The following is a 25,036-nucleotide window of genomic DNA, read 5'->3' on the forward strand; positions in this document are numbered from 1 at the left end:
TGGAGATCCGGACGGGCACCCCTACTGTTGTCCGCATGTCGACGACCATGCTGACCAAGCGCCGCGCAGTGGACAACTGCCGCGTCAGCTCGGCGCTGTGTCGCATGCGCTGAGCGGGGTCCGCACCCTGGCGGCGATCCCTCCCGGATCGCATCGCCTCGACTGACTCCCAGCGCTCCCCGGTACGACGATCAGCCGTCCGGTCCGCGCACACGACCGCCCCGCGTCGTACCCAGGAGTCCGTCACCGCCGGCAGCCGCCGGTGTCCCACACCGGCGGGCCTGCCGCCCGGCAAAGCCGTCAGATCCGTGAACCGATCGCAAAGGAACGCAATGAGCCGCGAGAACTCCCTCGTCTCCGCCCAGTGGGTGGAGGACAACCTGGACAACGACAAGGTCGTGCTGGTGGAGGTGGACGAGGACACCACCGCCTACGACAAGGGCCACATCCGGGGCGCCATCAAGCTGGACTGGACCACCGACCTGCAGGACCAGGTCCGCCGCGACTTCGTCAACAAGGCCCAGTTCGAGGCGCTGCTCTCCGAGCGCGGCGTCGCCAACGACGACACCGTCGTCCTCTACGGCGGCAACAACAACTGGTTCGCGGCCTACGCCTACTGGTACTTCAAGCTCTACGGCCACCAGGACGTCAAGCTGCTCGACGGCGGCCGCAAGAAGTGGGAGCTCGACTCCCGCGAGCTGACCGACGAGGCCACCCAGCGCGCCACCACCTCCTACACCGCCACTGAGCAGGACGGCTCGATCCGCGCGTTCCGCGACGAGGTCGTCGCCGCGATCGGCACCCAGAACCTGGTCGACGTGCGCAGCCCCGACGAGTACGCAGGCCGCCTGCTCGCCCCGGCCCACCTCCCGCAGGAGCAGGCCCAGCGCGCCGGCCACATCCCGACCGCGGCCAGCGTGCCGTGGTCCAAGGCGGCCAACGACGACGGCACCTTCAAGTCCGACGACGAGCTGAAGCAGATCTACACCGATGCCGGCGTCGACTGGAGCAAGGACACCATCGCCTACTGCCGCATCGGCGAGCGCTCCTCGCACACCTGGTTCGTGCTCAAGGAGCTGCTGGGCCAGGAGAACGTCAAGAACTACGACGGCTCCTGGACCGAGTACGGCTCGCTGGTCGGCGTCCCGGTCGTCCTCGGCGACGAGCCCGGGGAGGCCTGAGCATGTGCGGAGCCACTGAGGGCGGTCTGTCGCTCGACGGCATCGACGTCAAGAAGGAGGCCGTGATCCAGGGCCAGGTCGTGCGTGGCGAGGAGCCCGTGGCGGGCGCCTACGTGCGGCTGCTGGACCGCTCCGGCGAGTTCACCGCCGAGGTCCCGACCTCGGCCACCGGCCACTTCCGGTTCTTCGCCGGCGACGGCCAGTGGACCCTGCGCACCCTGGCGCCCAAGGCCGACCCGGTCGACCGGGTGGTCCAGGCACAGGTCGGCTCGGTCGCCGAGGTGACCGTCGCCATCTGAGTGACGTGGATCGACGGCGGGTCCCGGAATCCGGGGCCCGCCGTCGGCGTTGAGAGAGGCGTCATGACCGGAATCGTCGTACTCATCCTGGCCGTCGCGCTCGCCCTGGGCTTCGGGCTGTACCGCCGCACCCGCGACGGCGCCTTCGACCCTGCGGACCAGGGGCGAGGCGCCCCGGAGCCGGACCCCGAAGCGCCGGGCACCGACCCCACTTGGACCGCGATCGCGGCTGCGCACCCGGACGCGGAGCTGGGGGGCCGGGCCACGCTGGTCCAGTTCTCCTCGGCGTTCTGCGCGCCGTGCCGGGCCACCCGGGTGGTGCTCGGCGACATCGCCCGGCGCGAGGCCGGCGTCGCCCACCTCGAGGTCGACGCCGAGCAGCACCTCGAGCTGGTGCGCACCCTCGACGTACGACGCACGCCGACCACCCTGATCCTCGACGCGGCCGGCCGCGAGCTCGGCCGTGCGGCCGGCGCCCCGCGCAGGGACCAGGTCCTCGCCGCGCTGCCCGCCTGACCCACCGCTCCCAGCCGAAGGAACCGCCGTGACCGGCATCGACCCCCGCGGACCGCGCTTCACCGCGTCCGTGACCCTCGTGATCCTGGCCGCCGCGCTGGTCAGTCCCAGCGCCACCGTCTCCGCGGTGCTGATGGCCGTGCAGGCGGCCTTCTTCGCCGTCGGCGTGGTCGCCGGCGTCCAGCACACCCCGACCGGCATCGTGTTCCGGACCCTGATCCGGCCGCGGCTCAGCCCGCCGGACCAGCTCGAGGACCCGCGGCCGCCCCGGTTCGCCCAGGCCGTCGGCCTGCTCTTCGCCGCGGTCAGCCTCCTCGGCTACGCCGGCGGTGCGCTCCTGCTCGGTCAGATCGCCGCCGGCCTCGCCTTCGTCGCGGCCTTCCTCAATGCCGTCTTCGGCCTCTGCCTCGGCTGCGAGCTGTACCTGCGCGGCCTCCGCCTGACCCATCGCACCGCCTGAGGCGACCCCTCGGGTGCGCGTTTGCGACCGGTCGGCGGGAGGACGTTGAATGGCCCGGTGCCCCCGACCGACGTCTCGACCGAGCCCGACCCCGCCGCCGGGCCTCCCGCGGGTCCGGTACGACGCCGCCGGCCGCTCTTCTACCTCGGCATCGCGCTGATCCTGGTCGGCCTGGCGATCCTGGGCTGGCTCGGCTGGCAGCTGTGGGGGACCAACTGGCAGTCCGAGCGCCGGCACGCCGAGGTGACCGAGGCAGTGGAGAAGGCGTGGACCGGGGGTGAGGACCGGGCCAGCACGGAGTTCGGCGAGGCCACCGCGATCGTGCGGATCCCGCGGTTCGGCGAGGACTACGCGGTGCCGGTGCTGGAGGGCTCCAGCGACGAGGTGCTCGCGGCCGGGATCGGTCACATGGAGGGCAGCGCGGACGCCGGTGCGAAGGGGAACTACGCGCTCGCCGCGCACCGGGTCACCCACGGCCAGCCGTTCTCGGAGTTCCCCGAGCTCGAGGACGGCGACCTGGTCGAGGTGCAGACGCGCACCGCGACGTACACCTATGAGCTCGACAACGGCGGCACCGACCTGATCCTGCCGTTCACCTCGACGTGGGTCCTCGACGAGCAGCCGGTGAACCCGGACGGCGGTGTGCAGCCGCCCGAGGGAGTGGGCAAGCGGTTGATCACGCTGGTGACCTGCTCGGAGATCTTCCACACCGACGACCGCAGCATCGTCTTCGGCCACCTGGTCAGCGTGGAGAAGACCGACCGCTGAGGAACTTGTCGGCCGAAACCCGCACGACACGCCGTGGCGCCCCGGCGTGTCGTGCGGGTTTCCCCGGTCAGCCGGTGAAACCCGCACCCCCTCACGGCGTCTCCAGCCACACCGTGAACGGCCCGTCGTTGACCGAGGCCACCTGCATGTCGGCGCCGAAGACGCCCCGCGCCACGGGCGTGCCCAGCGCGTCGAGCCGCTCGCAGACCGCGTCGTACAGCGGCTCGCTGACGGGTGCGGGGGCGGCGGCGACCCAGGTGGGGCGGCGGCCCTTGCGGGCGTCGCCGTAGAGGGTGAACTGGGAGATCACGAGCGCACCGTCGCCGGTCTCCGACAGCGACTCCTCGTCGGGGAGGATGCGCAGGGTGTGCAGCTTGCGGGCCATCCAGGTGACCTGCTCGTCCCCGTCGCCGTGGGTGATGCCCAGGTAGACCAGCAGGCCGGGGGAGGTGAGCTCGCCGACGACCTCCCCGTCGACGGTGACGGACGCCGACCGGACCCTCTGCACCACTGCTCGCACGACCTCATGCTGGCATGCGGACACGGCGTGCCAGGATGCCCGCGTGACGTCTGTGACCCAGGACACGCTGCTCATCACGGTCGCCCCGACCGGGGCCGAGACCGCGAAGTCCGACTGCCCGCACCTGCCCACCACGCTGCCCGAGCTGGTCGCCACCGCCCAGGAGTGCCAGGACGCCGGCGCGGCGATGATCCACGTCCACATCCGCGACGACGAGCACCGGCCCACCCTCGAGCCGCAGCGCTTGCACGACACGGTCCAGGCGCTGCGGGAGGCGACCGACCTGGTGGTGCAGCTCTCCACTGGTGGCTCGGTGCACGACCCGTTGGAGGACCGGTTGAAGGTGCTCGACGCGGCCCCGGACTCGTGCAGCCTGACCATGGGCACCACCAACTTCGGCGACGACGTGTTCAGCAACCCGTGGCCGTTCGTCTGCGACCTCTACCAGCTCAGCCAGGAGCGCGGGGTGGTGCCGGAGTTCGAGTTGTTCGACCTGGGTCACGTCGCCGCCCTGCGACGGCTGATCGACCGCTACGGCCTCCCGTACGGCGGCCGCGTGCACTGCGATCTCGTGATGGGCGTCCCCGGCGGGATGCCGGGCACCGCCGACGCCCTGGTCGCGGCCGTCGCGGCGCTGCCCGAGGAGACCACCAGCTGGGGCGCCACCGGCATCGGCCGGACCACGCTCGCCGTCGGCCTCGCGGCGCTCTCCAAGGGCGGTCACCTGCGGGTCGGCATGGAGGACGTGCTCACCCTGGCCCGCGGGGTGCCGGTGACCAGCAACAGTCAGCTGGTCGAGCGGGCGGTGGAGATGGGTGCGCTGGCGCAGCGCCGCCCGATGACTCCGGCCGAAGCCCGGGAGCTGCTGAACGTCCGCTCGACCGGGTGAGACCCGGGGCGCGGCCTCACCCGCGCCGCAGCACCGGCGAGTACCACTCGCGATAGCCCTTGCCGCCTTCGCGCAACGCCTCGTCGTTGGTGTTGTGGTCCTGGGTGAAGGTCACCACCCGCAACGAGAACCGCAGCTTCCGCGGGTCGTCGAGGCAGTTGTTCGGGACGCTGATCCAGCCCCGGTCCTCCTGCTTGAGCAGCTCGGCGCGCAGCCCGGGGCAGAAGACGTTGTTCCACCCGTTCTTCCAGTGGTCGAGCTGCAGGTGCGGGTGCTTGCCCTGGTAGGAGAGCGACGCGTGCCAGCGGCCGGTGTCGCCCTTGAGCCCCATCGCCAGGATCGCGTTGCGCTGGACGCCCTGGCGCAGGTCGATCTCGACCAGGAAGCGCTTCGGGCGGAAGGCGGCGTTGACGTCGGTGATGTCACCGCGCTCCTGGGCTGGCTCGTAGTACTCGACCGGCGGGTCGCCGTACTCGACGACGAAGACGTCGCCGGCGGTGTCGGTGTGGCTCCAGGTCTCGGCGTGCGCGGCTGGCGCGAGGGCGAGCAGGAGCAGGGTGGCGAGGGAGGTGATGAGGGGTCGCATACAGCGAGGAGCAGGACGGACGGCCCCCTGATACGGGCCTTCGGCACCCGATTCCGGATTCCCCCTGCGGCCGGCCCACCCCGGGGGTACGGTCACGCGACCGTCATCAGTCCCCGGAGGTCGAGCCATGCGTGTTCCGCTGATCGGCCTCGGGGTCGCGACGCTGCTCGTCGGTCTCGTCGTCGTGCTCACCGCGACCGCCTCCCTCGGCCGGCTGCGCGAGGACCTGAGGGCCGAGCGGGAGCTCACCAGCATGGAGGCGTGGAACAACGGCACGGAGAACTTCGTCCGCCACCAGAACGGACTCGACCCGTTGGAGAGCGAGTACGACCCTGGCGCGATCGAGGAGCGGATCACCGCGACCGAGCAGCGCCGCAACATCGGTTGGGGCGTGGCCGGCATCGGCGCGGTCCTGGCCGTCGTCGGCGTGATCACGCCCCGCACCCAGCGGGTGGAGGTGCTGCCCGCACCCGACGCCCGCCCGCCCGGACCGCGCTCAGAACCGCCGCCAGGTCAGTCCTCCCGCACCGTCGCTCCGGCGACCGGCATCGAGGCCCGGTTCCGCCTCCTCGCCCACCTGCGGGACACCGGCGCCATAACCGAGGCGGAGTACGACGAACGCCGACGCGCGATCCTGGACGAGGTCTGAGGGCCGCCTCCGGCCCAGCGTCTCCGGCCCTGAGTCTCAGGCTCTGAGTCTCAGGCTCTGAGTCTCGGGTCCGACGTCAGTAGACGATCGCTTGCACGCCGTCCTGCAGGACCTCCTCGACGAAGCCGGCGGCCCCGGCGATCCGGGCGCCGTCGACCAGGTCGTCCTCGGTCAGCGACCGCCGGGCCGCGCACTGCCCGCAGACGGTGACCGACCCCAGCTCGAGGACGGTGGCGAGCAGCTTGGGCAGCGGGGTGGCCTTCGGGAGGTCGAGCTCGTCGGCCCGTCCGGGCACCGCCATCCAGGCGGCGTCGCCGGTCAGCCACAACGAGACCGGCACTCCGGACGCGGCGGCGGTGGCGGCGACGGTGAAACCCTGGTTGAGGCGCTCCGGTGCTTCGGTGCCGCAGGTGACCTTGATGACGAGCTGGCGGGCCATGGCCGCAGCCTAGGGTCAGCCCCCGACCTGCACCTAGACTGACTGATCGTGGCTTTCGAACTTCCCGACAACCTGCACCCCGACTGCGGCCCGATCGCGTGGATGCTCGGCACCTGGCGCGGCAACGGCCACGGCGACTACCCGACGATCGAGAAGTTCACCTACGGCGAAGAGCTGATCTTCACCCACGACGGCCGCCCGTTCTTCCACTACTTCTCGCGCGCCTGGATCACCGACGAGCAGGGCCAGAAGGTGCGCGAGGCGCACTTGGAGACCGGTTTCCTGCGGGCGGTCGGCGACGGCAGGCTCGAGCTGGTGCTCAACCACAACACCGGTCAGTCGGAGATCTGGTACGGGATGGCCGAGGGCGGCAAGGTCGAGCTGCAGACCGCCGGGGTGAGCTTCACCGAGACCGCCAAGGAGGTCACCTCCGGACACCGGATGTACGGCAACGTGGAGGGGGACCTGCTCTACGCCTACGACATGGAGGCCCAGGGCGAGGAGCTGCAGCCCCACCGCTGGGCCCGGTTGAAGCGTGCCTGACTGGCGCAGCGTCCTGCGGGAGAAGGGCTATCGCCTCACTCCCCAGCGCGAGCTGATCCTCGGCGCCGTCGAGGAGCTCGGTCACGCCACCCCGGACGAGGTGCTGGCCCACGTGCAGCAGCGCGCCTCGACGGTGAACGCCTCCACCGTCTACCGGACGCTGGAGGTGCTCGAGGAGCTCGGGCTGATCCGCCATGCCCATCTGTCCGACCGGGCGCCGACGTATCACTCGGTGACCGACCATGAGCATTTCCACCTGGTCTGCCGGCGGTGTCGCAAGATCACCTCGGTCGACGTCGATTCCGCCACGCCGTTTGTGGAATCCCTGACCGCCTCCCATGCGTTCATCCCTGATATGGGGCACCTGACGGTGTTCGGAACATGCGTGGAGTGTGAGGAGAAGCAGTGACCCAGCCCAGCCCCTCCTGAACCTGCCCGGAGCGGTCGCCGGTGACGGCATCGACGCCGGTGTCGCCGCCCACTACGGCTCGCTGTACGGCGAACAGCGGGCGCTCGCCGTGGGGAGGGCTTCGTCGACCTCAGCCACCGCGACGTCTTCCGGGTGGCGGGACCGGACCGGTTGAGCTGGCTGCACTCGCTGACCACCCAGTTCTTCGAGGGCCTCGAGCCCGGCCGCTGGGTCAACGCGCTGGTGCTGAGCCCGCAGGGCCACATCGAGCACGCCTTCGCCGGCGTCGACGACGGCGAGGCCTTCACCGCGCACACCGAGCCGGGCCGCGCGGCAGCGCTGGTGGAGTTCCTCGAGCGGATGAAGTTCATGACCCGGGTCGAGATCACCGTCGCCGACGACGTCGCCGTGGCCTGGCGCCCGACCGGCGAGCGGGAGGCCGGCAAGTACGACCTGGTCCCGCGCGACCAGCTGGAGACGTACGCCGACGCGGCCGGCCCTGCCGCCGGCCTGTGGGCCTTCGAGGCGCTGCGCATCGAGCGCGGCGAGCCCCGGTTCGGTCTGGACACCGACGAGCGCACCATCCCCAACGAGGTCGGCTGGCTCCAGGACGAGACGCCCTGGGCGGCGGTGCACATGGACAAGGGCTGCTACCGCGGCCAGGAGACGGTCGCCCGGGTGCACAACCTGGGCCGCCCGCCCCGGCGGCTCACCCTGATCCACCTGGACGGCTCGGAGAACCGCCTGCCGAGCGTCGGCACCGCGATCACGGTCCCGGACGGACCGCCGCGCCCGGTCGGCGCGATCGGCACCACGGCCCGGCACCACGAGCTCGGCCCGATCGGTCTGGCGCTGCTGAAGCGGAACGTGTCGACCGACGCGGCGCTCGACATCGATGGCCTGCCGGCCGCCCAGGAGGTGCTGGTCGACCCCGAGGTCGGGCTGCACTTCCGTCCTCGCCGCTGACTGGCCGCTGACTGGCCGCTGACTGGCCGCTGACCGCCGGCGGATGTCGGACGGCCGGGTGAACTCTTCGTGTGACCTGCGTCAAAATGTGGGATTGATGCGGCTTCTGTCGACAGCGTGTGCCAAGATCTTCTCGATTGCTCGGGGACACGACACTCGTCTCCGCTGAACATGCATCACCAACATTGGGGGACTCTTCGTGAAGAAGATCATCGTCGGCCTGCTCGCGGCCGCGCTCATGGCTCTCGGCCTCGTCGGTGTCACCGGCGGCACGGCGACTGCCTGCGCGGACAATTACACCGGCTGCGTCAACGTCAAGAACCCGAAGATCCAGGACAAGAAGCGCAAGAAGGGCGCCCAGGTCAAGATCAAGGCGGACTTCGCGCCCAAGTCCGGCGACGCGGACGTCTACGGCGCGGTCACTCTGACCTGCACCAACGGCAAGGCGACCAAGTCCAAGACCAAGGGCTACGCCGGCAAGACCAACATCACCCTCTTCAACTTCAACAAGAAGGGTGTCTGGAACTGCAAGCTCTCGTTCTACGGCGCGAACGCCCAGGACAAGGCCCGGACCTTCAAGGTCCGCGTGCGCAAGTGAGTCACGCCGTCGGATGACGGCTGCTTGATCATCAGGCTGAGGGCTTCGAGGCACTGGTCTCGAAGCCCTCAGTCATGTGCGGAGAGGTGCCGTGATGGGGAAGGCCCGACCTGTGCGCTATGCGCTGGCCGGCGTGGGGGCGCTGCTGCTCGTGCTCGTGGTGTGGCTCGGATGGACCGCGTGGCAGGTCAACAAGGACCTGTCGCGGGCGGTCGACAGCGCGACGGCGCTGCAGGACGCCGTCAGCGCGGCTGACGAGGCGCAGATCGACGATGCGACCGCGGCGATGCAGGAAGCGGCCGCTTCGGCGCACGACCGGACGTCCGGACCTGCCTGGCAGATGCTGACAGTGCTGCCCTGGTTCGGCGATGATGCCGAGGGCGTCGAGGTCGCCGCGTCCGTCCTCGACGACCTCTCCCATGACGGGGTGACCCCGCTGGCCGACGTCGCCGACCGACTCGACGAGATGCTTCCCCGCGACGGTCGGGTCGACCTCACGCTGGTGGCCGAGCTCTCCGGCCCCATCGGCCAGGCGCAGCAGGCCTTCGCCGACGCGGACCACCGCCTCGGCGAGCAGGACAGCTCCGGTTACGTCGGTCGGTTGAGGAGCCAGTACGACGACTTCGCCGAGCAGGTCGCCGCCGCCGACCGGGCGATGTCCGCGGCCGACGCGACGGTGAGCCTGCTGCCGTCGATGTTGGGCGGTGAGCGCGAGCGCAACTACCTGATCGCGTTCGAGAACAACGCCGAGATCCGCAGCGCCGGTGGACTCGTCGGCGCAGCAGCCCAGGTCCGGGCCGACGCCGGCAAGGTCGAGCTGGTCCGTCACGTCAGCGGAGGCTCCATCCAGTACCGCGTCGACTCCCCGGTCCCGATCACGAAGGCGGAGCGCCAGCTCTACGACAACACCCTCGGGGACTACTTCGTGAACTCCTCGATGACCCCGGACATCCCGCGCGCCGCCGAGCTGGCCGCCGCGCACTGGGAGACCGCGTTCCCGCAGCAACAGATCGACGGGGTCGTCTTCGTCGACACCGTGGCACTCTCCTACCTGCTCGACGCGGCCGGACCGATCACCGTCGACGGCGTGCAGCTGACCGGGGAGAACCTGGTCGACGAGCTGCTGCACAACACCTACCTGCGCCTTGAGGGCGACGGCGCCGCGCAGGACCAGTTCTTCGCCGACGTCGCCGCGGCCACCTTCGAGCGCTTCACCACCGACCTGAGCGACGGCTCGGGGGTCGTCGAGGCGCTCGCCACGTCGGTCGGCGAGGGCCGGGTGCGGCTGCACTCCTTCGACCAGACCGAGCAGGCGGAGATCGCGGGCACCGAGATCGCGGGCGAGGTGCTGAGCGGAGACACGTCGGACGAGCCGAAGATCGCGATCACGATCGACGACACCACGGGCTCGAAGATGTCCTACTACCTGCGCTACGACGTCGACGTGAACGCGACGTACTGCTCGTCCGGTGGGCAGGGCTACAGCGCCAAGGTGCGGCTGAAGTCCGTCGCGCCGAAGGACGCCAGCGACCTGCCCGCCGACGTCACCGGTGGCGGCAACTACGGCACGCCGCCGGGTGACCAGACCCTGACCGTGCGGTTCTTCGGTCCCGCGGGCGGCTCACTCGGCGACTTCGAGCTGAACTCGCAGGTCGCCGACCTGGTGCGGGTGGACGCCGACGGCCGCCCGGCCGGCAAGACCTACATCACGCTGAGCCCGGGCGAGGTCATCGACCTCGCGTGGACCATGAAGAGCGGCGAGGGGCAGGTGGGCGACGCCGAGATGTCGGTGACGCCGACGATCGAACCGACAGACACGGTCAAGACCGTCCGGAGCGCTTGCTGATGCGAACCTGTGAGAAGGGTCCCGTCGCGGGACCGAGGAGAAATTGATGGAACTGCGTGACTACCTCCGGATCCTGCGCCGTCGCTGGGTCTCGATCCTCGCTGTCACGGTCCTGGTGACCGCCATGGCCGGGATCTTCACCGCACTGCAGACGCCGCAGTATGCCTCGAATGCCCGGTTGTTCATCTCGACCGCGGACACCGACGAGAGCCTGCTGCTGCAGGGCAGCCAGTTCTCTGCGCAGCGGGTGAAGTCCTACGCGGATCTGATCAACAGCCGGGAGCTGGCGAACCGGGTGAAGGAGGATCTCGAGCTCGACACCGACGCGTCCGCGCTGGCCGGCAAGGTGCAGGCAGAGGTCGCCGTCGACACGGTGAACCTGAGTCTCACGGTGACCGACACGGACCCCTACGAGGCGCAGCGGATCGCCCAGGCGTACGCCGAGAGCCTGGTCGACCTGGTCCGCGAGTTGGAGACCCCGTCCGGCAACTCCGGCACTCCGGTCAAGGCGACGATCGTCGATGCCGCGTCGTTCTCCGACACCCCGGTCTCGCCCAACCCGACGCGCAACATCGCCCTGGGCCTGGTGCTCGGGCTGCTGCTCGGCTTCGGCATCGCCGTCCTGCGCGAGCTGCTCGACACCCGGATCCGCAATGCCGAGGACCTCACCGCGATGACGGAGGCGCCGGTGCTCGGCGCGATCGTCAACGACACCGCGGCCACCAAGACCCCGCTGATCACCCAGCTCCCGGCGCAGTCGCCGCGAGCGGAGTCGTTCCGCGTGCTGCGCACCAATCTGCAGTTCGTCGACGTGGACAGCCCGAGCAAGGTCTTCGTCGTCACCTCCGCGGTCCCCGCGGAGGGCAAGACCAGCACGGCGGTGAACCTCGCGATCAGCGTCGCCCAGGGCGGCGCCCGCACCATGCTCCTGGAGTGCGACCTGCGTCGTCCGCGCGCCGCGGGCAGACTCCAGATCGACGAGGCCGTCGGTGTCACCAGCGTGCTGGTCGGCAAGGTCAGCGTGGCCGACGCGACCCAGCGCATCGACGACATCGGCCTCGACGTCATCGCCTCGGGCCCGCTCCCGCCCAACCCGGCCGAACTGCTCCAAACCAACGCGATGGCCGACCTGCTGACCGACCTGCGTGCCCGCTACGACGTCGTGGTCATCGATGCGCCGCCGTTGCTCCCGGTCACGGACGCCGCGCTCCTGGCGTCCAAGGCCGATGGCGCGATGCTGGTGGTCTGCCACGGCAAGGCAACCCGCGACCAGGTGAGCGGCGCTGTGGAGCGTCTCGAGCAGGTGGATGCCCACCTGGTCGGTGTGGTGATGAACCGCGTCCCGGCCAAGTCGGGTGGCTATGGCTACGGGTACGGCTACGGGTACGGCTACAGCCCGGACCTGGAGCCGGGGTCGGTCCGGACCCCGGCGAAGAAGCGTCGGCGCAGCCGACGCGACGACTGACCGCGCCGACGGCGCAACCGTGAGAATGGGGGATCACTGTGTGTGGAATCGTCGGGTACGTCGGGCCTGAGGCCCCGGCACCCTTCCTGATCGAAGGCCTGGCGCGGCTCGAGCACCGCGGCTATGACTCGGCCGGTGTGGCTGTGCTCGGCCGCGACGGCCTCGAGGTCGCGAAGGCCGCCGGCCGCGTCCGGGCACTGACTGAGCATGCACCACCGGCCACCAGCGGCCTGGGCATCGGACACACCCGCTGGGCTACGCATGGTCCGGCGACCGACGCGAACGCGCACCCGCACGTCGACGAGGCGGGCCGGGTCGCGGTCGTGCACAACGGCATCCTGGACAACGCGGCGTCGCTGCGTGCCGAACTGAGCGCCGACGGCGTGGTGCTGACCTCCGACACCGACACCGAGGTGCTGGCGCACCTGGTGGCCCGCTCGACGGCGGAGACGTTCGAGGGCAAGGTGGCCGAGGCCCTCGCCGCGGTGGAGGGCACCTACGGGGTTGCGTTCGTGCACGCGGACCACCCGGACCAACTGGTCGTGGCCCGCAACGGCAGCCCGCTGATCCTCGGTGTCGGGGACGGCGAGATGCACGTCGCCTCCGACCTCGCCGCCCTGGTGCGCTACACGAGCAAGGTCGTGCACCTGCAGGACGGGGACATGGCCACGGTCACCGCGGGCGGTTTCTCGACGTACCAGGTCGGGGTCGGCGGGCTCACCTCGACCGTGCGTGCGCCCGAGAGCGTCGACATCGACCCGGACGCCTACGACGCCGGCGACCACGAGTCGTTCATGCACAAGGAGATGAACGAGCAGCCCGAGCGCACCCTCGCGGTGCTCCGCGGCCGGATCGACGAGCGCGCCGCCACCGCCCACTTGGGTGGTCTCAACCTCTCGCCCCGCGAGCTCCGTGGGTTCCGCCGCGTGAAGATCCTGGGTTGCGGGTCGGCGTACTACGTGGGCCAGATGGGGGCCGCGGTGATCGAGGAGGTCGCCCGGATCCCCGCCGACGCCGAGGCCGCCTCGGAGTTCCGCTACCGCAACCCGGTGATCGAGCCGGACACGCTGTACGTCGCGGTCAGCCAGTCGGGGGAGACCGTCGACACGCTGCTCGCGGTGCAGGAGATCCAGCGCAAGGGCGGGCGGGTGATCGGAGTGGTCAACGTGGTCGGCTCGGCGATCGCACGGGAGGTCGACGGCGGGATCTACCTGCACGCCGGACCCGAGGTGGCGGTGGCCTCGACCAAGGCACTGACCAACATGTTCTTCGCGTTCTCGCTGCTCGCAGTCCGCCTCGGACGGGTGCGCGACCTCTCGCCGGCCGAGGGGCGCAGGCTCCTCGCCGGTCTGGAGGCGCTGCCCGGTCAGATCGCCCAGATCCTCGCCACCGAGCCGCAGCTCGCGCTGATCGCGCAGCGTCTGGCGGAGTCGGCGAGCGTCTTCTTCATCGGCCGGGTCCGCTGCTTCCCGGTGGCCCGCGAGGGGCGCAGAAGTTCAAGGAGATCAGCTATCGACATGCCGAGGCCTACCAGGCGTCCGAGCTCAAGCACGGGCCGCTGGCGCTGGTCTCGAAGGAGATGCCGACGGTCGCGATCGTCCCGGACGACGAGCTGGTGGACCGCAACATCGCGGCCCTGCACGAGATCAAGGCTCGGGGCGGTCCGCTGGTCGTCGTCACCCACGACAGCGTCGATCTCCGTGGGATCGACTGCGAGCGCATCGATGTGCCGGTGAACGAGCGCGAGCTGGACCCGATCCTGCTCACCATCCCGCTGCAGGTCCTCTCTTACCACGCGGCGCTGTCCTTGGGGCACGACATCGACAAGCCGCGCAACCTGGCGAAGTCCGTCACCGTGGAGTGACGCCGGCGCGCCTCTGGGATGACGAAGGGCCGGTGACCTCCCGCGGGAGGTCACCGGCCCTTGTCGTGGACCGAGACTGATCAGCCGTTGATCATGCCCGCGGCGACGGTCACGCCGGTCGCCTCGTCGATCAGGATGAACGAGCCGGTGGTGCGGTTCTTGGAGTACGGGTCGCACAGCAGCGGCACGGTGGTGCGCAGCTGGACGCGGCCGATCTCGTTGAGACCGAGCTCCTTGGTGTCCTGGTCGCGGTGCAGCGTGTTGACGTCCAGGCGGTACTGGATGTCCTTGACCAGGGCACGACCGGTCCGGGTGGTGTGCTTGATGGCCAGCTTCTGACGCGGCTTGAGGGTGCCCGGCGCCATCCAGCAGATCATCGCGTCGATGTCCTGGCTGGGGGTCGGCGCGTTCTTCACCCGGGCGATCATGTCGCCACGGGAGACGTCCACGTCGTCCTCGAGCCGGACAGTGACCGACATCGGCGGGTAGGCCTCGTCGACCTCGGAGTCGAAGAGGTCGATGCCGGCGATCTTGCTGGTCATCCCCGAGGGCAGCACGACGACCTCGTCGCCGGGCTTGAGCACGCCACCGGCCACCTGGCCCGCGTAGCCGCGGTAGTCGTGGTGCTCGTCGGACTTCGGGCGCACGACGTACTGCACGGGGAAGCGGACGTCGACCAGGTCGCGATCGGAAGCAACGTGGACGTGCTCGAGGTGGTGCATCAGGGTCGGGCCGGAGTACCAGTCCATGTTGGTGGACCGCTCGACCACGTTGTCGCCGGCGAGCGCGGAGATCGGGATGACCTCCAGGTCCGGGATGGCGAGCTTGGTGGCGAACTGCGTGAACTCGTCGTGGATCCGCTCGTAGACCTCCTGGGAGTAGTCCACGAGGTCCATCTTGTTGATGCAGAGCACCAGGTGCGGGACGCGGAGCAGGGAGAGGAGCACCGCGTGGCGCCGGGACTGCTCGGTGAGGCCGTTGCGGGCGTCGACGAGCACCAGGCCGAGGTCGGCGGTGGAGGCGCCGGTGACCATGTTGCGGGTGTACTGCACGTGCCCGGGGGTGTCGGCGATGATGAACTTGCGGTTGGGCGTCGCGAAGTAGCGGTAGGCCACGTCGATGGTGATGCCCTGCTCGCGCTCGGACCGCAGTCCGTCGGTGAGCAGCGAGAGGTCGACGTAGTCGTGGCCCTTGGCGCTCGAGGTGGCCTCGACCGACTCGAGCTGGTCGGCGAAGATCGACTTCGAGTCGAAGAGCAGGCGACCGATGAGGGTCGACTTGCCGTCGTCCACGGAGCCCGCGGTGGCGAACCGCAGCAGGTCCATCCCGGTGGTGACGTCGGCGGCGCCGGCGGTGGTGGTGTCGGTGCTCATCAGAAGTAGCCCTCCTTCTTGCGGTCCTCCATGGCGGCCTCGGAGAACCGGTCGTCACCGCGGGTGGCGCCGCGCTCGGTGAGCCGAGCGGCCGCGACCTCCTCGATGATCTCGGGGATGTTGGACGCGGTCGACTCCACGCACCCGGTGAGGGTGATGTCGCCGCAGGTGCGGAAGCGGACGGTGCGCTCGGCGGCGACCTCGCCCTCGCGGAGCGGGTTGAGCGGCGTCTCGGTCATCAGCATGCCGTCGCGCTCGAAGACGCGGCGCTGGTGGGAGAAGTAGATGCTGGGGATCTCGATGCCCTCGCGGCCGATGTAGTCCCAGATGTCCAGCTCGGTCCAGTTGGAGATCGGGAAGATCCGCATGTGCTCGCCCTCGTGCAGGCGGCCGTTGTAGAGGCTCCAGAGCTCGGGGCGCTGCATCTTCGGGTCCCACTGGCCGAACTCGTCGCGGTGGGAGTAGACGCGCTCCTTGGCGCGGGCCTTCTCCTCGTCGCGGCGGCCGCCACCGAAGGCGGCGGTGAAGCCGTTCTCCTCGATCGCGTTCAGCAGGGTGCCGATCTGCAGGCGGTTGCGGCTGGTCTTGCCGTCGTCGACGACCACGCCGTTGGCGATCGCGTCGTCGATGCTGGCGACCACGAGCTTGACGCCCAGCCGGTTGACCCAGCGGTCGCGGGTCTCCAGCACCTCGGGGAAGTCCAGGCCGGTGTCGACCTGCAGCACCGGGAAGGGGATCTTCGCCGGGTAGAACGCCTTCTCCGCGAGGCGGAGCATCACGATGGAGTCCTTGCCGCCGGAGAACATCAGCACGGGCTTCTCGAACTCGGCCGCGACCTCGCGGAAGATGTGGATCGACTCCGCCTCGAGCTGGTCGAGCTGGCTCAAGCGGTAGTCACTGTGGGTCTTGGTCATGGCGGGGTTGGCGCCATCCTTCCTGGACAGGGGATGAACCGCGTTCAGATTCGGGGCCATCGTGGCATGAGTTTCCGAGCACCGTGACATTGTCGGACCTCGCGTAGACAAATCTACGAGTTTGGCTCGCGGTGTGAGAGGCTCCGGCGCGTGGCCACCCCGCACGACCCCGCCGACTTCGTCGCCCGACTCGGCTCGCGGGCGTCGGTGCCGGACGAAGTGCGGTCTCGGTGGGGGATCGCGGAATACGTGGCGCTCTCCGCCCGCACCGACGGCATCGACGAGGAACTGCACCGCCTCGCGTACGACGAGGCGCGGACACTGCGCCGTACCGACCCGGAGCGGGTGCTGGCCCTGATCACCGCGCTCGCCCGCCCGCCGTCGGCGGAGCTGAACAAGGCGCGGCTCGCTGCCGCGGCCGGGATCCCGGCGACCACTGTGTCGCCGTACGTCGATCTGGTCGAGCGGATCGGCCTGGTCCGTGCGCTGCCCGGCACCCGGGCGTCTGTGGCGAAGCGGGCGATCGGCCGGCCCCGGATGGTGTTCGACGATCCCGCTGTCGCCCGACACCTCTCCGGGATCGCCGCGGCCGACCTGGTCGAGCTGAGTGGCCGACGCCTGTTGGCTCCGCTGCTGGAAGGGGTCGCGATCACCGCGCTGCTCCGGCAGGAGCCGAGCAGCACGGTCACCCACCGGCTCGGCCATCTCCGCGAGCGCAACGGGCTGCAGGTCGACGTCGTCGTCGAGCTCGAGGACGACACCGTCTACGGCCTCGAGATCCGCACCGCCGCCGCGTTCCGGCCGCACCAGTTCCGCAACCTGGAGGCGCTCGCGATGCGCGCCGGCAGCAGGTTCCGCGGGGGGATCGTGCTCAACACCGCACCGGCGGGCTTCCAGTACCGCCCCGGCCTCTGGGGGCTGCCGATCTCCGCGCTGTGGGACTGGGAGACGCGGTAGCGCCCGCTCAGACCAGGTCGTTCAGCCGGCCGGCGTGGACGTCGGTGGGCTGGTAGGCCTGGGCCACCTCGCCGGTGCCGACCACGCGGATGGTGCCGTCGCTCTCGTCGGCGTAGGCGGAGTCGCCGCGGGCCAGCCACAGCGACTCACCCTGCTCGTTGAGCAGCGCCACATCCCCGGCGGTGCAGACCAGGATCCGCTTGCCGCGCTCGGGCAGCGCGGCGCCGGCCGGCTCCGCCTGGGAGACCTGGGTGACCGAGAGCGCGAAGTCGCCCGACCCCGGCTGGTAGATGTCGGTGGAGAAGCCGAAGAGCTCCGGGTTGACCCGAGCGACCCGGGACATCCCCTCCTCCAGGCAGTGCACCATCGCCTCGGCGGCGATGTGCTTCGAGGTCAGGCCGGCCCGCAGCACGTTGTCGGAGGAGACCATCACCTCCAGGCACATCCCGGCCAGGTGGGCGTGGATGATGCCGGCGTCGAGGAAGGCGGCCTCGCCCGGCTGGAGGGTGAGCCGGTTGAGGAGGAGCGAGATCAGCACGCCGATGTCGCCCGGGTGGTGCTTCTGCAGCTCCACGGCGGTGAGGTAGGCACGACGGATGTCGAAGCCGCGCTCCAGCGCGGACGAGCACTGGTCGACGACCGCGGTGATCTCCTCGGCGCTCGGCGGCGAGAGGAGCTGCTTCTCGACCAGCTTGACGATGCCCGCGAAGCCGGGGTTGTTGCGCAGCTCGGCCGCCATGACCTGGGTGAGCGGAGTGTCGAGCTGGGCGAGCACCCGCAGGATCTCGGCGGTCGGACGGAAACCGACGAGCGTGTCGAACTGGGACAGCGCGTAGACCATCTCCGGCTTGGGGTGCGGGTCCTTGAACACCCGGTCCCGCGACTCCAGCGGGACGCCGGACGCCTCCTCCGCCTCGAAACCGGCGCGCGCGGTCGATGCGTTGGGGTGCACCTGGATGGAGAGCGGCCGGTCGGCCGCGAGGATCTTGAGCATGAAGCCCAGCTCGCCCGCGACGTCGGTCAGCGGTCGGGCCTCGTCGCTCCCGCGCACGGTCGCGACCCCGAGGGGGTGCGTCCCCATCCAGACCTCGGCGACCGGCCGACTGCCCGGGCTCTGACGCAGGAACGTCGGGATGCCGTCAGTCGAGCCCCAGTCGTAGTCCTGGGTGGGGCAGTCGAGCGGATACACGGAACTCCTCGGTGACGGTCAAAACGAGACGGTCAATCGTAGATGCTGGTCAGGGTCGGCGTCCGCGAGTTCACGCAGGGACGCCGATTCAGGGTACGGAAGTCGGCGCGACTGTTCGGGCCCGCGACCCCGTCCGTTCAGCCGCGTGGTGCCCGGATGTTCGCTCCGGCGCCCAATCTGCAGGCATGAGGATCTCGGTCTTCGGATGCGGCTATCTCGGCGCGGTGCACGCCGCGTGCATGGCTGACCTCGGTCACGAGGTCGTCGGCATCGACGTCCTTCCCGAGCAGGTGCAGCGTCTGAACCACGGGCAAGCCCCGTTCTTCGAGCCCGGGCTGGACGCGTTGCTGAGTGACGGCACCGCGAGTGGTCGGCTGTCCTTCGCCACCGGGGCCGCTGCGGCGGCCGAGGCAACGGTGCACTTCGTCTGCGTGGGCACGCCGCAGAAGAAGGCGGAGTTCGCCGCCGACCTGCGTTTCGTCCGCGAGGCGGTGACCGGACTGCTGCCGCACCTGAAGCCGGGCGACGTCGTCGTCGGCAAGTCGACCGTCCCGGTCGGGACCGCCGAGGAGCTGGCCGACCTGGTCCACGAGGCGGAGCCGGAGGCCGAGCTGCTCTGGAACCCGGAGTTCCTGCGTGAGGGGTTCGCGGTCGAGGACACGCTGCGGCCGGACCGCTTCGTCTACGGCGTCGGCGACACCGACCAGGCCCGGCGGGCCGCCGGGGTGCTGGACCAGGTGTACGGCGCTGCGCTCGCCGCCGGCACCCCCAAGATCGAGACCGACCTGGCCACCGCCCAGCTGGTCAAGGTCGCCGCGAACTCGTTCCTCGCCACCAAGATCTCCTTCATCAACGCGATGGCCGAGCTGTGCGAGGCCACCGGGGCCGACGTGACCAGCCTCGCCGATGCGATCGGACATGACTCCCGGATCGGTCGCCGCTTCCTCAACGCCGGTCTCGGCTTCGGCGGTGGTTGTCTGCCCAAGGACATCCGCGCCTTCATGGCGCGCGCCGGCGAGCTCGGCGTCGACCAGGCGCTGACCTTCCTGCGCGAGGTCGACTCGATCAACATGCGTCGCCGGGTCCGGATGGTCGACCTGGCGCGGGAGGTCTGTGGCGGGTCGATCGTCGGCCGCCGGATCGCGGTGCTCGGCGCGGCCTTCAAGCCGGACAGCGACGACGTCCGCGACTCGCCCGCGCTCAGCGTCGCCGCGCAGATGCAGCTGCAGGGCGCCTACGTCACGGTGACCGACCCGAAGGCGATCGACAACGCCGCCAAGAAGTGGCCGGACCTCACCTTCGCGACGACCGTCGAGGACGCTGTCGCCGGTGCCTCCGTCGTCCTGGTGGCCACCGAGTGGCCCGAGTACGTCGCCCTCGACCCGGGCGAGCTCCGCGGGTGGGTCGACGAGCCGCGGATCCTGGACGGCCGCAACTGCCTCGACCCGCAGGCCTGGCGCGAGGCGGGCTGGACCTACCGGGCACTGGGGCGTCGCTGAGCCGACCGAGCTTCGCGGGCCGGCATCCACACCTGGCATCGCACGGCTCGGTGGCGAGTCGCGTCGCCGAGAGTCGTCGGGTGGGTCAGGCGGCGTGGGGTGGTGGTCGTCCGGGTGTGTAGGCGATCCGGACGCGTTGGTGGGCGGGGGTGGGTGGTGGTGGTTGCCAGTGGGGTTGGCCGGTGTCGGGGTTGATGGTGATGGTCCAGGGGGTGTGGTGGGCGGTGGTGTGGTGGCGTCGGCAGAGGAGGATGAGGTTGTCGAGGCTGGTGGGGCCTGCGTCGGCCCAGTGTTGGATGTGGTGGGCGTCGCAGGCCAGGGGGAGGCGGGTGCAGCCGGGGAAGGCGCAGTGTTGGTCGCGTAGCACGAGCGCGTTCCAGAGTCCGGGGGTCACGGTGCGGGTGCTGCGGCCCAGGTCGAGGATCTCGTTGTGGGTGCCGAGGATGGCGGGGATGATCTCGGCGTCGCAGGCCAGGCGTCGGATGGCGAGGGCGGAGAGGGTGTGGCCGCCGGTGAGGGTGCCGGTGGGTAGGTGGCCGGTGTGGCTGGTGGGGTCGGGCAGGCCGGTGGTGTGGTGGATGCCGCGGAATCCGGCGGGGTCGGCGCCGGCGGCCTTCTCGGTCAGGTCGGCCAGGTTCATGGTGATGGTGATCCGGGCGGTGGTGCCGTGGGCGCGGGGGAGCTGGTCGGTGGCTTGGTAGCGGGTGGCGAGCTCGACCAGGGCGTCCCACATCCGCACGCCGGCTTCGCGGGGGTCGCGGCCGTCGTGGCGGCAGCCGGCCTCGGGGCAGCGGCGGCGGGTGCTGGGGGTGTTGGGGTCGTGCAGGAGGGGTCCGTCGTCGGGCAGCGGGGTGCCGCCGCAGGCGCCGGGCTCGGTGGTGGCCGGTGCCGCGAGTGGCATCAGGATGGTCTTGACGAGCTCGGTCTCCTCGATGGTGGCGTAGCCCTTGATCCGGACCCCGCCGAGGTGGTCGGGGGCGAAGGAGAGGAACCGGGCGTGGTGGGCGCCGCGTTCGGCGCGGGGTTTGTCGAGGTCGGCGCGGAGCAGCTCGCCGTCGGGGTCGAGCTCGCGGACCACGTCACCGAAGGCGTGGTCGAGGTCGGTGGCATCGACCCCGGCCTGGGCGACCCGGTCCAGCAGCAGTGCGGCGGCGTCCTCGCGTAGCTCGGGCACGTGGGGCAGGGTGGCGACGCGGCGCCCGATCACACCGGCCTGGGCGAAGGAGATCCGTCCCTGGGTCAGTGCGTCACGGACCGCGGGCAGTTCCTGGGTCTGTTGCGCGACCCGCACCCACGCGGTGCCTGAGCCCTTGCGGCCGCCGGTGGCATGGGTGAGCAGCTCCTTGGTCGAGGCCCACCCCAGCTCGTGGGCCACGTCGTGTTCCTCCAGCGCCTCGGCCAGACCCACCATCACCCCGTCCAGCACGGCCCGCGTGCGCGCGGCCAGGGCCAGCACCTCAACGAGCTCGGCCGATGCCACCGGCTGGGCCTGTTCGGCCGAGGCGAGGGCATCGACGGCCGCGGAGACCGTCCGCAGTGCCTCGGTGAGTGTGCCCATGCCCCATGATATCGAACGCGTGTTCGAACGATCAAGGGCTGGTCCACACCCTCGGGATCAACGCCGTCGTCGCCGCCTCGGGCGCCGACGCTCGGAGTCCGAGCCGAGTCCGAGCCGAGTGCGAGGCGCCTCGGTCGGGGGTCGCCCGAGCGACGACCCCCGACCGAGGTCAGGTTCAGGCCCCGATGGCCGCCGGGCCGGTCTCGTTCGAGGCGATCCGGATCTTGCGCGGCTTGGCCTTCTCGGCGACCGGGACCACCAGGCGCAGCACGCCGTCGCTGTAGGTGGCCTCGATGCCGTCCAGGTCGAGGTTGTCCCGAGCACGAGCTGGCGGCTGAAGGCGCCCTCGGTCGTTCGGAGGTGAGTGCCTCCCAGTCGCCGTTGCGGGCGGTGCGCTCGGCGCGGACGGTCAGCACGTTGCGCTCGACGTCGAGGTCGATGCTCTCCTTGGAGACGCCGGGCAGGTCGAACTCGATCACGAACTTCTCACCCTCGCGCCACGCGTCCATGGGCATCGCCGCCGGCCTCAACCTCGCCGGTATCGCCCACGTCCTCGCCCTGGAGGACCGGGTGGGCGCTCTCGAGGCGGAGGTCAGCCGACTCCGGTCGTCCTGAACGTGGATCGACCGATCCTCGGCCTCAGCCGGTCGGCGTCCGTCCGCGCTTCCGGTCGCCGGGCAGCTTCTCCAGCTCCGCGACGTACGGGGCGCCGAACATCGGCAACCCCTCGGTACGTCGGATGAACCCCCAGACCAGCGGGACCAGGATCAGCGTGGCGAGACCGACCAGCCCGATCACCACCGGGTAGGTCTCCTCCTTGCCGAGCGGCGCCCAGCCGGCCTTGTCGAGCAGCGCGACGCCGGACATGGTCAGCACGACCACGATGCCGCGCCGGATGTAGGACTGCGGCACCCGCGGGGCGATCTTGGAGCCGAGGATGGTGCCGGGCACCGAGCCGAGGATCAGCGGGATGGTGATCGCCCAGTCCAGGCCGTGGATCGCGATGTTGGCGATCGCCGCGGCGAGCACCAGCGGCACGGCCTGGACCAGGTCGGTGCCGACCAGCCGCACCGCGGAGAGGCCGGGGTAGAGCATCAGCAGCGCGATCATGATGACCGAGCCGGAGCCGACACTGGTGACGCCGACCAGCAGGCCGCCGAGCATGCCGACCAGCAGGGTCGGGATCGGCCGGATCTTCGGGTTCGGGTCGTCCCCGCCGCCGCGGCGGACCCGGCGCAGGTTGATGTAGAGCCGCAGCGCGTAGGTGGCGGCGGCGAAGAGCAGCGCGAAGCCGATCGCCATCTTCAGGGCGTGGTCGAGGTCGTCGGGGTCGTCGGTGAGCACCTTGACCAGGTAGGGCCCGAGGAACGCCATCGGCACCGACCCGGCGATCAGCCAGCCGGCGAGCCGGAAGTCCGGTGAGCCGGAGCGCGAGTGCACCACCGCCCCGCCGGTCTTGTAGACCGCGGCCGCGGTGAGGTCGGCGGTGACCACGGTGGCGGCCTCGCCGCCGCCCACGCCGAGGAAGATCAGCGCCGGCGTCATCAGCGCGCCGCCGCCCATGCCGGTCAGGCCGACGACGATGCCGACCAGGAAGCCGGCCGCGACGATGGAGAGCGCGGTGAGGGTGAGCAGCTCGTTCATCGCTGCGCCTTCCTGCTGAGCCGGGGGAGGATGGTGGCCAGCAGGCCGTCGATCTGGTCGGCGCACCGGGCCGCGGCGTCCGGTCCGCGACGGTAGGGGTCCGGCACGTCCTGCTCGGCAGTGGCGGCCGCCCGGTGGTTCCCGACGTGGGCGACCAGGTCGGCGCCGGTGAGGCCGGCGTCGGCCCGCTCGACGGAGGCGGCGAACTGGCCGAGGGTGAAGACCTTGCGGAAGGCGCCGGGCACCTCGTCGAGGGCCCAGGTGCGGTGGCTGGTCTCCGCGGTCAGCACCAGGTCGGCCTCGTCGATCAGCTCGCGGGTCAACGGCCGGCTGCGGAAGCCGTCCTGCGCGTCGGCGTCGACGCCGTGGGCGGTCAGTGCCTCGCCCATCACGTCGTCCATCGGATGGGCCTCGAAGCCATGGGTGCCGGCACTGGCGACGGTCACCGAGTCGTCGTCGGCCAGCAGCTGTCGGGCGCGGAGCTCGAGGTAGGGCGAGCGGCAGATGTTCGCGGTGCAGACGAACAGCACCCGCAGCGGGCCGCTGCTCGTCGCCGGGGTGCCGGACGGCCCGCCCGCGGTCGCCGTACGAGCGGCCGGTGCCAGGTCGTCCCCGGTCAGGTCCAGGTGGCCCGACGCCTTCAACGCCACCAGTACGTCGTCGAGCGCCTCGTCGATCGTGCGGCCGGTCGTGTCGACGCGCACGTCGGCGTCCTCGGGCTCCTCGTAGGGGAGGAGATGCCGGTGAACTCGGGGATCTCGCCGCGACGTGCCTTCGCGTAGAGGCCCTTGCGGTCGCGGCGCTCGCACTCCTCGAGGGGGTGGCGACGTGGACCAGGAAGAACGCCCCGCCGGCGTCGGCGACATACTGCCGGACCTGCTGGCGGGTCCCGTCGAACGGCGCGATCGGGCTGCAGACGGCGACGCCGCCGTGGCGGGAGATCTCGGCGGCGACCCAGCCGATCCGGCGGATGTTGGTCTCCCGGTCGGCCTTGGAGAAGGTGAGCCCGGCCGACAGGTTCCGCCGGACGACGTCACCGTCGAGGCTGGTCAGCGACCGTCCGCCGCGCTCGAGCAGGCGGTCCATCAGGGCCTGGGCGAGCGTGGACTTGCCGCTGCCGGAGAGGCCGGTGAAGAAGAGCACCAGGCCCTGCTCGGCCGGCGACGGTCGCTCCTCGGCGACGATCGCGGCGACGGCCGGGGACGGCGTACCGCCCTCGGCGAGCTCGACCACCGGGTCCTCGCCGGCGTAGTTCGCCACCACCGCGGTCCGCAGCCGGGCATCGCCGTCCGGGTCGCCGTGGTCGGCCAGCGGCACCGCGACCACCGCGACGTCCAGGTCGGCGGTAGCGGTGAGCGTGGCGCGCAGCAGGCCGACCGGGGACAGTCGACCGGTGCCGCGGCCGACGAGGGCGAGCACCAGGACCGGGCCGAGGTCGCGGAGCCGGTCGACCTGCTCCTGGGTCGGTGCGTCGGTGATCGCCACGACGGTGCGGCCGGCGTACTGCTGGCGGGTGGTGGCGGGGGAGAGGTGGAGTCGGCGGAAGGGGCCGTACTGGGCGTGGGTGAGCGGCTCGACAGCGAGGCCGCGGCCGTCGTCGGTGACCCGGGCGAGGGGGAGGCCCTCGGGGTCGACCAGCTCGACCGTGCCACCCTCGGCGAGGGCGGCGCGCGCCTCCTCGGACAACGACAACGTCACCGGACTGCCGGGTCGGTTGAACCCGTCGACCGGCTGCAGTCCACCGTTGGAGAGCAGCTCCAGGTCGTCGAGCTCACGCGGCGTCGGGCAGTGCTGAGGCGCGGCGTTCGCAGACATGCAGAGCATCCTGCCAAAGAAAGTCGAATCACTAGGCTTTTCGAGACGCCGTGCGAGGTGATGCCTGCTACCCGACGCCGCCGGAGCCG

27 protein-coding genes and 3 pseudogenes are annotated in these 25,036 nt (G+C 70.8%); 18 read left to right on the plus strand and 12 right to left on the minus strand.

The features are described from left to right. Positions 1-47: 47 nt before the first annotated feature. The 6 genes from FIV43_RS23995 to FIV43_RS19935 all read left to right on the plus strand — a co-directional run bounded on the left by FIV43_RS23995 (position 48) and on the right by FIV43_RS19935 (position 3,224). Positions 48-113, plus strand: a complete 66-nt coding sequence (locus FIV43_RS23995; RefSeq protein WP_407938917.1) for a putative leader peptide — start codon at positions 48-50, stop codon at positions 111-113. Positions 114-332: 219 nt separating this feature from the next. Next, on the plus strand, positions 333-1,181 hold the full coding sequence (locus FIV43_RS19915) for a sulfurtransferase (protein ID WP_141015523.1): 849 nt from the start codon (positions 333-335) through the stop codon (positions 1,179-1,181). A gap of 2 nt (positions 1,182-1,183) precedes the next feature. Further along, positions 1,184-1,480, plus strand: coding sequence for a DUF1416 domain-containing protein (locus FIV43_RS19920; RefSeq protein WP_141015524.1), 297 nt, complete (start codon positions 1,184-1,186; stop codon positions 1,478-1,480). 63 nt (positions 1,481-1,543) lie between these two features. Further along, positions 1,544-1,996, plus strand: a complete 453-nt coding sequence (locus tag FIV43_RS19925) for a TlpA family protein disulfide reductase (RefSeq protein WP_141015525.1) — start codon at positions 1,544-1,546, stop codon at positions 1,994-1,996. Between the two features lie 28 nt (positions 1,997-2,024). Then, positions 2,025-2,456: a DUF4395 domain-containing protein gene (locus tag FIV43_RS19930; protein WP_181407608.1), complete on the plus strand. Its 432-nt coding sequence runs from the start codon at positions 2,025-2,027 to the stop codon at positions 2,454-2,456. A gap of 57 nt (positions 2,457-2,513) precedes the next feature. Next, positions 2,514-3,224: a class E sortase gene (locus tag FIV43_RS19935; protein WP_141015526.1), complete on the plus strand. Its 711-nt coding sequence runs from the start codon at positions 2,514-2,516 to the stop codon at positions 3,222-3,224. A 91-nt stretch (positions 3,225-3,315) separates the two neighbouring features. Here the strand turns inward: FIV43_RS19935 and dtd are convergent, their stop codons facing one another. Continuing rightward, positions 3,316-3,744 (minus strand): D-aminoacyl-tRNA deacylase, encoded by a 429-nt coding sequence (gene dtd / locus FIV43_RS19940; RefSeq protein WP_141015527.1) that lies wholly within the window; start codon positions 3,742-3,744, stop codon positions 3,316-3,318. A 43-nt stretch (positions 3,745-3,787) separates the two neighbouring features. Here dtd and FIV43_RS19945 point away from each other — a divergent pair, with 43 nt between their 5' ends. Then, positions 3,788-4,633, plus strand: coding sequence for a BKACE family enzyme (locus tag FIV43_RS19945; RefSeq protein ID WP_141015528.1), 846 nt, complete (start codon positions 3,788-3,790; stop codon positions 4,631-4,633). Between the two features lie 16 nt (positions 4,634-4,649). Here FIV43_RS19945 and FIV43_RS19950 read toward each other — a convergent pair whose 3' ends face one another. Continuing rightward, entirely contained in the window at positions 4,650-5,219 is a 570-nt protein-coding gene (locus FIV43_RS19950; RefSeq protein ID WP_141015529.1) for a hypothetical protein, read from the minus strand. 127 nt (positions 5,220-5,346) lie between these two features. Here FIV43_RS19950 and FIV43_RS19955 point away from each other — a divergent pair, with 127 nt between their 5' ends. Beyond that, positions 5,347-5,868 (plus strand): SHOCT domain-containing protein, encoded by a 522-nt coding sequence (locus tag FIV43_RS19955; protein WP_141015530.1) that lies wholly within the window; start codon positions 5,347-5,349, stop codon positions 5,866-5,868. A 76-nt stretch (positions 5,869-5,944) separates the two neighbouring features. Here FIV43_RS19955 and FIV43_RS19960 read toward each other — a convergent pair whose 3' ends face one another. Then, entirely contained in the window at positions 5,945-6,307 is a 363-nt protein-coding gene (locus FIV43_RS19960; protein ID WP_141015531.1) for a DsrE family protein, read from the minus strand. Positions 6,308-6,355: 48 nt separating this feature from the next. Between FIV43_RS19960 and FIV43_RS19965 the strand changes: the two genes are divergently transcribed. The 8 genes and pseudogenes from FIV43_RS19965 (at position 6,356) to FIV43_RS22930 (ending at position 13,998) form a co-directional block, all read left to right on the plus strand. Then, positions 6,356-6,850: an FABP family protein gene (locus FIV43_RS19965; RefSeq protein WP_141015532.1), complete on the plus strand. Its 495-nt coding sequence runs from the start codon at positions 6,356-6,358 to the stop codon at positions 6,848-6,850. Continuing rightward, positions 6,843-7,259 carry a Fur family transcriptional regulator gene (locus FIV43_RS19970; protein ID WP_141015533.1) on the plus strand — a complete coding sequence of 139 codons (417 nt, stop codon included), beginning with the start codon at positions 6,843-6,845 and terminating at the stop codon, positions 7,257-7,259. The genes FIV43_RS19965 and FIV43_RS19970 overlap by 8 nt, the downstream gene beginning before the upstream one ends. A 153-nt stretch (positions 7,260-7,412) precedes the next feature. Further along, positions 7,413-8,225: a CAF17-like 4Fe-4S cluster assembly/insertion protein YgfZ gene (ygfZ, locus tag FIV43_RS19975; protein WP_331251034.1), complete on the plus strand. Its 813-nt coding sequence runs from the start codon at positions 7,413-7,415 to the stop codon at positions 8,223-8,225. Positions 8,226-8,424: 199 nt separating this feature from the next. Further along, the gene (locus FIV43_RS19980) at positions 8,425-8,823 is read left to right on the plus strand and encodes a hypothetical protein (RefSeq protein ID WP_141015534.1); all 399 of its coding nucleotides are present in this window, start codon (positions 8,425-8,427) and stop codon (positions 8,821-8,823) included. A gap of 94 nt (positions 8,824-8,917) precedes the next feature. After that, positions 8,918-10,669, plus strand: coding sequence for a DUF4012 domain-containing protein (locus tag FIV43_RS19985; RefSeq protein ID WP_141015535.1), 1,752 nt, complete (start codon positions 8,918-8,920; stop codon positions 10,667-10,669). 46 nt (positions 10,670-10,715) lie between these two features. Beyond that, positions 10,716-12,134, plus strand: coding sequence for a polysaccharide biosynthesis tyrosine autokinase (locus FIV43_RS19990; RefSeq protein ID WP_141015536.1), 1,419 nt, complete (start codon positions 10,716-10,718; stop codon positions 12,132-12,134). Positions 12,135-12,172: 38 nt separating this feature from the next. After that, a pseudogene (gene glmS, locus FIV43_RS19995) lies at positions 12,173-13,561 on the plus strand (glutamine--fructose-6-phosphate transaminase (isomerizing)); the annotation flags it as partial. 77 nt (positions 13,562-13,638) lie between these two features. Then, positions 13,639-13,998: an SIS domain-containing protein gene (locus FIV43_RS22930; protein ID WP_231123989.1), complete on the plus strand. Its 360-nt coding sequence runs from the start codon at positions 13,639-13,641 to the stop codon at positions 13,996-13,998. Between the two features lie 80 nt (positions 13,999-14,078). Here FIV43_RS22930 and FIV43_RS20000 read toward each other — a convergent pair whose 3' ends face one another. Both FIV43_RS20000 and cysD read right to left on the minus strand, forming a co-directional pair. Further along, a complete protein-coding gene (locus FIV43_RS20000; RefSeq protein ID WP_141015537.1) occupies positions 14,079-15,371 on the minus strand; it encodes a sulfate adenylyltransferase subunit 1 in 1,293 nt (430 codons plus the stop codon). Next, entirely contained in the window at positions 15,371-16,285 is a 915-nt protein-coding gene (gene cysD, locus FIV43_RS20005; protein WP_141015538.1) for a sulfate adenylyltransferase subunit CysD, read from the minus strand. Before cysD ends, FIV43_RS20000 begins: the two co-directional genes overlap by 1 nt. Positions 16,286-16,435: 150 nt before the next feature. On the opposite strand from cysD, the gene FIV43_RS20010 reads away from it, so the two are divergent. Beyond that, positions 16,436-17,242 carry a DUF4143 domain-containing protein gene (locus FIV43_RS20010; protein WP_181407609.1) on the plus strand — a complete coding sequence of 269 codons (807 nt, stop codon included), beginning with the start codon at positions 16,436-16,438 and terminating at the stop codon, positions 17,240-17,242. Between the two features lie 7 nt (positions 17,243-17,249). Here FIV43_RS20010 and manA read toward each other — a convergent pair whose 3' ends face one another. Further along, a complete protein-coding gene (manA, locus tag FIV43_RS20015) occupies positions 17,250-18,431 on the minus strand; it encodes a mannose-6-phosphate isomerase, class I (protein ID WP_141015540.1) in 1,182 nt (393 codons plus the stop codon). 185 nt (positions 18,432-18,616) lie between these two features. Between manA and FIV43_RS20020 the strand changes: the two genes are divergently transcribed. Further along, positions 18,617-19,930 (plus strand): UDP-glucose dehydrogenase family protein, encoded by a 1,314-nt coding sequence (locus FIV43_RS20020; protein WP_141015541.1) that lies wholly within the window; start codon positions 18,617-18,619, stop codon positions 19,928-19,930. 85 nt (positions 19,931-20,015) lie between these two features. Here FIV43_RS20020 and FIV43_RS21740 read toward each other — a convergent pair whose 3' ends face one another. The 6 genes and pseudogenes from FIV43_RS21740 to cysC form a co-directional block, all read right to left on the minus strand. Next, complete coding sequence (locus FIV43_RS21740) at positions 20,016-21,488, minus strand: HNH endonuclease signature motif containing protein (protein WP_196780899.1); 1,473 nt, start codon at positions 21,486-21,488, stop codon at positions 20,016-20,018. Positions 21,489-21,663: 175 nt separating this feature from the next. Then, a complete protein-coding gene (locus FIV43_RS23380) occupies positions 21,664-21,759 on the minus strand; it encodes a hypothetical protein (protein ID WP_269204044.1) in 96 nt (31 codons plus the stop codon). A gap of 139 nt (positions 21,760-21,898) precedes the next feature. Further along, positions 21,899-22,003: pseudogene (locus FIV43_RS23385) on the minus strand (Hsp20 family protein); the annotation flags it as partial. 124 nt (positions 22,004-22,127) lie between these two features. Next, the gene (locus FIV43_RS20040) at positions 22,128-23,132 is read right to left on the minus strand and encodes a sulfite exporter TauE/SafE family protein (protein ID WP_141015542.1); all 1,005 of its coding nucleotides are present in this window, start codon (positions 23,130-23,132) and stop codon (positions 22,128-22,130) included. Next, positions 23,129-23,836, minus strand: a complete 708-nt coding sequence (locus FIV43_RS22940) for an arsenate reductase/protein-tyrosine-phosphatase family protein (RefSeq protein WP_231123991.1) — start codon at positions 23,834-23,836, stop codon at positions 23,129-23,131. Before FIV43_RS22940 ends, FIV43_RS20040 begins: the two co-directional genes overlap by 4 nt. After that, a pseudogene (gene cysC / locus FIV43_RS22950) lies at positions 23,773-24,956 on the minus strand (adenylyl-sulfate kinase). Before cysC ends, FIV43_RS22940 begins: the two are co-directional and overlap by 64 nt. Between the last annotated feature and the right edge of the window lie 80 nt (positions 24,957-25,036).

Origin of the sequence: Nocardioides sambongensis (assembly GCF_006494815.1) — a bacterium.
GTDB classification, from domain to species: Bacteria; Actinomycetota; Actinomycetes; order Propionibacteriales; family Nocardioidaceae; genus Nocardioides; species Nocardioides sambongensis.

What these genes read in the sequence shown, in the direction of transcription:
- FIV43_RS19915 (WP_141015523.1), top strand. Translation starts at nt 333, where the DNA reads ATGAGCCGCGAGAACTCCCTCGTCTCCGCCCAGTGGGTGGAGGACAAC.
- FIV43_RS19920 (WP_141015524.1), top strand. Translation starts at nt 1,184, where the DNA reads ATGTGCGGAGCCACTGAGGGCGGTCTGTCGCTCGACGGCATCGACGTC.
- FIV43_RS19925 (WP_141015525.1), top strand. Translation starts at nt 1,544, where the DNA reads ATGACCGGAATCGTCGTACTCATCCTGGCCGTCGCGCTCGCCCTGGGC.
- FIV43_RS19950 (WP_141015529.1), bottom strand. Translation starts at nt 5,219, where the DNA reads ATGCGACCCCTCATCACCTCCCTCGCCACCCTGCTCCTGCTCGCCCTC.
- FIV43_RS19955 (WP_141015530.1), top strand. Translation starts at nt 5,347, where the DNA reads ATGCGTGTTCCGCTGATCGGCCTCGGGGTCGCGACGCTGCTCGTCGGT.
- FIV43_RS19960 (WP_141015531.1), bottom strand. Translation starts at nt 6,307, where the DNA reads ATGGCCCGCCAGCTCGTCATCAAGGTCACCTGCGGCACCGAAGCACCG.
- FIV43_RS19985 (WP_141015535.1), top strand. Translation starts at nt 8,918, where the DNA reads ATGGGGAAGGCCCGACCTGTGCGCTATGCGCTGGCCGGCGTGGGGGCG.
- FIV43_RS19990 (WP_141015536.1), top strand. Translation starts at nt 10,716, where the DNA reads ATGGAACTGCGTGACTACCTCCGGATCCTGCGCCGTCGCTGGGTCTCG.
- FIV43_RS20000 (WP_141015537.1), bottom strand. Translation starts at nt 15,371, where the DNA reads ATGAGCACCGACACCACCACCGCCGGCGCCGCCGACGTCACCACCGGG.
- cysD (WP_141015538.1), bottom strand. Translation starts at nt 16,285, where the DNA reads ATGACCAAGACCCACAGTGACTACCGCTTGAGCCAGCTCGACCAGCTC.
- FIV43_RS20020 (WP_141015541.1), top strand. Translation starts at nt 18,617, where the DNA reads ATGAGGATCTCGGTCTTCGGATGCGGCTATCTCGGCGCGGTGCACGCC.
- FIV43_RS21740 (WP_196780899.1), bottom strand. Translation starts at nt 21,488, where the DNA reads ATGGGCACACTCACCGAGGCACTGCGGACGGTCTCCGCGGCCGTCGAT.
- FIV43_RS20040 (WP_141015542.1), bottom strand. Translation starts at nt 23,132, where the DNA reads ATGAACGAGCTGCTCACCCTCACCGCGCTCTCCATCGTCGCGGCCGGC.